The 5,692-nt window shown below is 64.3% G+C and carries 5 protein-coding genes; 3 read left to right on the plus strand and 2 right to left on the minus strand.

Annotated elements, in window-relative coordinates; genetic code table 11:
* The first annotated feature begins 78 nt into the window (after window positions 1-78).
* Complete coding sequence (locus EOA49_RS29705; RefSeq protein ID WP_127241668.1) at window positions 79-951, plus strand: aldo/keto reductase family oxidoreductase; 873 nt, start codon at window positions 79-81, stop codon at window positions 949-951.
* 209 nt (window positions 952-1,160) lie between these two features.
* On the opposite strand, the gene EOA49_RS29710 is transcribed toward EOA49_RS29705, so the two are convergent.
* Window positions 1,161-2,219, minus strand: coding sequence for a glycerophosphodiester phosphodiesterase family protein (locus tag EOA49_RS29710; RefSeq protein WP_127241669.1), 1,059 nt, complete (start codon window positions 2,217-2,219; stop codon window positions 1,161-1,163).
* A gap of 232 nt (window positions 2,220-2,451) precedes the next feature.
* On the opposite strand from EOA49_RS29710, the gene speB reads away from it, so the two are divergent.
* Window positions 2,452-3,453: an agmatinase gene (speB, locus tag EOA49_RS29715; RefSeq protein ID WP_067000830.1), complete on the plus strand. Its 1,002-nt coding sequence runs from the start codon at window positions 2,452-2,454 to the stop codon at window positions 3,451-3,453.
* A 29-nt stretch (window positions 3,454-3,482) separates the two neighbouring features.
* A complete protein-coding gene (argC, locus tag EOA49_RS29720; protein WP_095824727.1) occupies window positions 3,483-4,415 on the plus strand; it encodes an N-acetyl-gamma-glutamyl-phosphate reductase in 933 nt (310 codons plus the stop codon).
* A 22-nt stretch (window positions 4,416-4,437) separates the two neighbouring features.
* Here argC and EOA49_RS29725 read toward each other — a convergent pair whose 3' ends face one another.
* The gene (locus EOA49_RS29725; protein WP_127243523.1) at window positions 4,438-5,529 is read right to left on the minus strand and encodes a COX15/CtaA family protein; all 1,092 of its coding nucleotides are present in this window, start codon (window positions 5,527-5,529) and stop codon (window positions 4,438-4,440) included.
* Between the last annotated feature and the right edge of the window lie 163 nt (window positions 5,530-5,692).

Raw genomic sequence — 5,692 nt, forward strand, 5'->3', positions numbered from 1 at the left:
CAGGCTGTGCCGAATATAGCTGATTATCGGGACAGCGGCTATGTCTTATCTCCCTCGCCGACAATGAAGGAGAACCCGATGTCCAGCGTAAACAAATCCGGCACCTATAAACTCGGCGAGCGGTCGGTCCGCCGCCTCGGCTACGGCGCCATGCAGCTCGCAGGCAAAGGAGTGTTCGGTCCACCGAAAGACCATAACGCGGCCATCGCCGTGCTGCGCGAAGCGATAGCGCAAGGCGTGAACCATATCGACACCAGCGATTACTATGGCCCGCACGTCACCAACAAGCTGATCCGCGAGGCGCTATCGCCCTACCCCGACGACCTCACCATCGTCACAAAGATCGGCGCCCGTCGTGGCGAAGATGCTTCCTGGCTGCCGGCCTTCACAGCCGATGAGCTCGAACAGGCCGTACATGATAATCTTCGCAATCTTGGCCGCGAGGTGATGGACGTCGTCAATCTGCGCATCATGTTCGGGATGCATGGTCCAGCGGAGGGCTCCATCGAGGCGCAGGTCACCAAGCTCGCCGAGCTTCAGCACAAGGGCCTGGTGCGCAATATCGGCTTGAGCAACGTCACCCGAGCGCAAATCCAGGAAGGCCGCAAGATTTGCGACATCGTCTGCGTGCAGAACCAGTACAATCTGGCGCATCGCGAGGACGACGCGCTGATCGATGAACTGGCGCGCCACGGCATCGCCTATGTGCCGTTTTTTCCGCTTGGCGGCTTCAGCCCGTTGCAATCGTCGACGCTGTCCGGCGTGGCCGAGCGGCTCGGCGCGAAGCCGATGCAGGTTGCGCTGGCATGGTTGTTGCGACGCTCACCGAACATCCTGCTGATCCCCGGCACCTCATCGGTCGGGCATCTGCGGGAGAATCTTGCGGCTGCGGAGCTGGAATTGTCGGACGAAGTGCTGGCCGAGTTGGAGGGCGTGGCGAAAGCCGCCTAGGTCAAGCGCCGTCATCCCACCCGCGCCAGCGGCGCCACTTCCCCATCAAGAGGAGGTACCGCGCCTATCTTTCGGCGTCCCATTTGCAGCGTCCCGCAGCCGTTGTAGCACTCGACCGCCGGCGAGCTTGGCGCAACTTCGACCTCCCCGCGATGGCCCCTCGATGGGGAGGTCGGCGCGAAGCTCCCGGTGGGGAGCACCGACGCCAGCTAATTGATGCTCGCCGTGCGCGCCGGCTCAGCCGGGCGCGCCTCGTCCATATAAGGCACGCGATAGCCATTGGCAGCCAGCCATTCGATCGCCGCTTTTGGCTCGTCGGTCTGGATGATGGTGGCGCCGCGATCGACCCAAAAACCCCAAGCCTCGCGCGGCAGGCTGGCAGCGACCGCCAGCTCGTCGCCACGGCCGCCGGCAAGGAAGCCGCCCGGCTTGTTGACGATGGCATAAGTATCGGCCCAGAGGTGCCAGTCACCGCGGACGGCTGTAGCCCGCATGCGCGTGCTGAACAGCGGGCCGCCGTTTGCGGTCAACGTCTCGGCGCCGTTGCGCCAGTTGATCAGCTCGATAGCGCGTGGCGCGAACGCCTTGTCGACCTCGCCGGCAAAGGCGGCATCGTGCACGGCGTCATCGGCAAGGATCGGCATGAACTGGAAGCCGCCGCCCGCCTGGGCGAGCGCGGCCTTCGCGGCTTCAATGCGCGCCTGGTTCCACAGGTTCTCCTTGACGATCACCTGATCGGCCATGCCGAGATCGCGGGCGACCGCGATCATGCCTGGCAGGTCCGTCACCTCGAGCTTGTTGTCGAGATTGATCAGGATCCTGTCCCTGGTCGTCAGCAGCATCTCGCGCAGCGTCAACACCGGCTCGCTGGTGACGGCGCCGGTGCCCTCGATCACCAGCCGGCACTTCTTCAGTTCCGCCAGCGTATATTCCACCACCTCGCCCTTGCAGTTCGTGGTGCGGTCGAGCCAGCTGTCATGCACGATGACGAACGCGCCGTCCTTCGAGCGCCTCACATCGACCTCGACGATCTCGGCGCCGATCGCGATCGAGCCCTCGACCGCGGCAAGCGAATTCTCGGCATAAAGCGTCTTGCCGGCCTGCATGCTGCCGGCCCGATGCGCCGCGATCATCACATGATCGCGCCACTGGTTGGCGTGTTCGAAGCGGTCGAGGATTTGGGCGGCGCGCGTCTCACCGGCTAAGGTTTGACTCGAGGCAGTCGCAAGCGCGGCGGACAGAAGAAGGCTCAGCCAGAGTGTTCGCATCGGGGAATCGCTCCGTTCCGGGTCGGGACCCGGTTAGGCGATGCCCATGACAGGGAGGTGAACGAAGCCGGCTAGCTGTTTGCTCAAATTTGTTTGGCGAGGCGTCATGGCGAGACAAATCCTGTGTTGCCGTGGCACTCCTCGAGCGCCGCTCGATATCGGCAAGCTGTGACTGGCAAGTTGCGTGCCGGTTCTGTAGTTGTGGCTCCCCGATGACAACCGAGGACCCGTAATGGCGAACCAAGAGATCGACCACGCCTTCACCGCCCGTTCCAAAACGGGGGCGTCTCTCGAGCCGACCTATGCCGGCGCGCTGTCGTTCATGCGGCGCAAATATACGAAGGATGCGAAGGGCGCGGATGCCGTCGTGTGGGGCATTCCCTTCGACGCCGCGGTCACCAATCGTCCCGGCGCGCGCTTCGGGCCGCAGGCGATTCGCCGCGCCTCGGCGATCCTCGACAACGATCCGCAATATCCGTTCTCGCGCGACCTGTTTGAACAGCTCGCCGTGGTCGACTACGGCGATTGCCTGCTCGACAGCGGCAACCACCAGAAGACGCCCGGTACGATCGAGCGAGAGGCGGCCAAGATCCTGAGCTCAGGCGCATTTCTTTTGACGCTCGGCGGCGATCATTTCGTCACCTGGCCGCTGTTGAAGGCGCATGCAGCGATCCATGGGCCGCTGGCCCTGGTGCAGTTCGACGCGCATCAGGACACCTGGCCGGACGACGGCAGGCGAATCGATCACGGCTCCTTCGTCGCCCGCGCGGTCAAAGAAGGCGTCATCGATCCAGACCGCTCGATCCAGATCGGCATCCGCACCCATGCGCCGGACACGTTCGGGATCAAGATCATCTACGGCCATGAAGTCGAGGAGATGCGCGCCTCCGACATCGCCTACGCGATCGTGGAGCGCACAGGCGGCAGGAAGACCTATCTTACCTTCGACATCGATTGCCTTGACCCGGCGTTCGCGCCGGGCACCGGCACGCCCGTGGCCGGCGGCCCGTCTTCGGCCAAGATGCTTTCGACGCTGCGCCAACTCGGCCAGATCGATATCGTCGGTGCCGACGTCGTCGAGGTTGCGCCGGCCTATGATCATGCCGATATTACGGCGATCGCCGGATCGATCATCGCCATGCACTATCTCGGCCTGGTGGCCGAAAGGAAGGCGCGGCTCGACGACCTGAACAACGGCACTCATGCCGTGCTACATAACGCTCAAGGCATATAGCTCTGGAATCGCAGGGATTTTGGCAACCGATGAAACCGAAAATCTTCATTGACGGCGAACATGGCACGACAGGCCTGCAGATCAGGGCGCTGCTGGCCGACCGCGGCGATCTGGAGATCATCTCCATTCCCGCCGACCGCCGCAAGGAAGCCGCCGCCAGGGCCGAATTCCTCAACGCCGCAGATGTCGCGATCCTCTGCCTGCCGGATGCCGCGGCCAAGGAAAGCGTATCGCTGATCGAGAACGATACGACCAAAGTCATCGACGCTTCGACCGCGCATCGTGTGGCCGAAGGCTGGGAATACGGCTTTGCCGAGATGGACAAGGATCAGGCCAACAAGATCGCCAGCGCAAAACGCATCGCCAATCCCGGCTGCTGGCCGCAGGGCCCTATCGCGACGCTGCGTCCGCTGGTCTCGGCCGGCCTGCTGCCTGCCGATTTCCCCGTCACCGTCAACGGCATCTCCGGCTATTCCGGCGGCGGCCGGCCGATGATCGAGGACTATGTCGGCAAGGGCGAGGACGCGCCTGAATTCCTACCCTATGGGCTCACGTTGCAGCACAAGCATGTGCCGGAGCTAAGGACCTACGCGAAGCTGTCGCACGATCCGATCATGCAGCCCGCCGTCGGCAATTTCGCGCAAGGCATGATCACGGTGGTGCCGCTGCAGTTGGGCGGCCTCGACCGTGTACCGAGCGGCGCCGAGCTTCATGCGGCGATCGCCGATCACTATGCGTCGGTCGGCGGCGGCGTGGTCGAGGTTGCGCCCTATACGCATATGGAGCGCATGCCGGAGATCGATCCGGAGGCCTATAACGGCACCAACCGGATGAAGGTCTATGTGTTTGCCAATGACGAGCGGGCGCAGGCGCTGCTCTTGGCCGTCTACGACAATCTCGGCAAGGGTGCTTCCGGCGCTGCCGTGCAGAATCTCGACCTGATGCTCGGCATCAAGCATTGAGCGACGATGCGCAAGGCGCGCCTCAGCCTCCGACAGCGATCTCGGTCGGCAGCGAATAGGCACCCTTGGTGCCGCGCCAGTGCGCGGCGGCGAAGCCGAGCACGATCAGCGCGACGCCTTGATGGGTGAGCGCCATATGCAGCGGCACCTGCATCAAAAGCGTGCCGATGCCGATCGAGGCCTGCGCCAGCACCAGCAGGAACAGCAGCGTGGCGCGGCGGGCATGCGTGGTGCCGGGCTGACGCCGCCAGGTGGCGATCATGTGCCAGAGCGCCACCGCAAAGAGCGTGTAAGCGCCGAGCCGGTGCACGAACTGCACCGTCTTCGGGTTCTCGAAGAAATTCAGCCATGCGGGTTTCAAGAGCAGGAGATCGGCCGGGATCACCTTGCCGTCCATCAGCGGCCAGGTGTTGTAGGAGAGGCCGGCGTGGAGGCCGGCAACCAGGCCGCCGAGATAGATCTGGATCAGTGCCAAGAGCACGATCGCGCCGGCAAGCCGCTGGGTCGAGCGGTCGGCGGCGCGCTCGGAGTGCGGCGCCAATCCTCGCGCGACAACCATGGTGGCGGTGAAGATTAGCGCCGCGAGCGTCAGATGCGTCGCCAGCCGGTACTGGCTGACCGAGACACGGTCGACTAGACCCGAGGCCACCATCCACCAGCCGATGGCCCCCTGCAGGCCGCCGAGCAGAAGTATACCTAGAAGCTTCGGCCCGAGGCCGCGTTCGATGCGGCGCGTCGCCCAGAAGAACAGCAGCGGCAATGCGAAGACCGCGCCGGCGCTGCGGGCGAGGATGCGGTGCACCCATTCCCACCAGAAGAGCGACTTGAAAGCTTCTAAGCTCATACCCTTGTTGAGCTCTGTATATTGGGGGATCTGCTGGTAGCGCTGGAACTCTTCCTGCCATTCGGCATCGTTGAGCGGCGGGATCACGCCATGGATCGGCTGCCATTCGGTGATCGACAGGCCGGAACCGGTGAGCCTTGTGGCGCCGCCGACCAGCACCAGCGCGGCCAGCACGACCAGCACGAAATAAAGCCAGCCGCGCACCAGCGCGCGGTTGTGGAGATCGCGATCGCGGGCGGCGTCTGGGGCCGTGGTGGTTATGGCGGCCATGGGAGTTTCCCGGCAGTTGAAATCGCGGGATTGGTGGACCATGGCCGCCCGGCTGGCAAGACCGGACAGCGCGGCACGCCGTCGCGCCGGCCCGCGGCGGTTGCGCCCGCTCCCCAATCGGCCTAAGCGAGGCGGGTCAACGGGACCGCGACATGCCCATTCG

Source organism: Mesorhizobium sp. M1A.F.Ca.IN.020.04.1.1 (assembly GCF_003997315.1).
Classification (GTDB): Bacteria; Pseudomonadota; Alphaproteobacteria; order Rhizobiales; family Rhizobiaceae; genus Mesorhizobium.

Coding starts and splice junctions, on each gene's coding strand:
- EOA49_RS29705 (WP_127241668.1), top strand. CDS start 79: ATGTCCAGCGTAAACAAATCCGGCACCTATAAACTCGGCGAGCGGTCG.
- EOA49_RS29710 (WP_127241669.1), bottom strand. CDS start 2,219: ATGCGAACACTCTGGCTGAGCCTTCTTCTGTCCGCCGCGCTTGCGACT.
- speB (WP_067000830.1), top strand. CDS start 2,452: ATGGCGAACCAAGAGATCGACCACGCCTTCACCGCCCGTTCCAAAACG.
- argC (WP_095824727.1), top strand. CDS start 3,483: ATGAAACCGAAAATCTTCATTGACGGCGAACATGGCACGACAGGCCTG.
- EOA49_RS29725 (WP_127243523.1), bottom strand. CDS start 5,529: ATGGCCGCCATAACCACCACGGCCCCAGACGCCGCCCGCGATCGCGAT.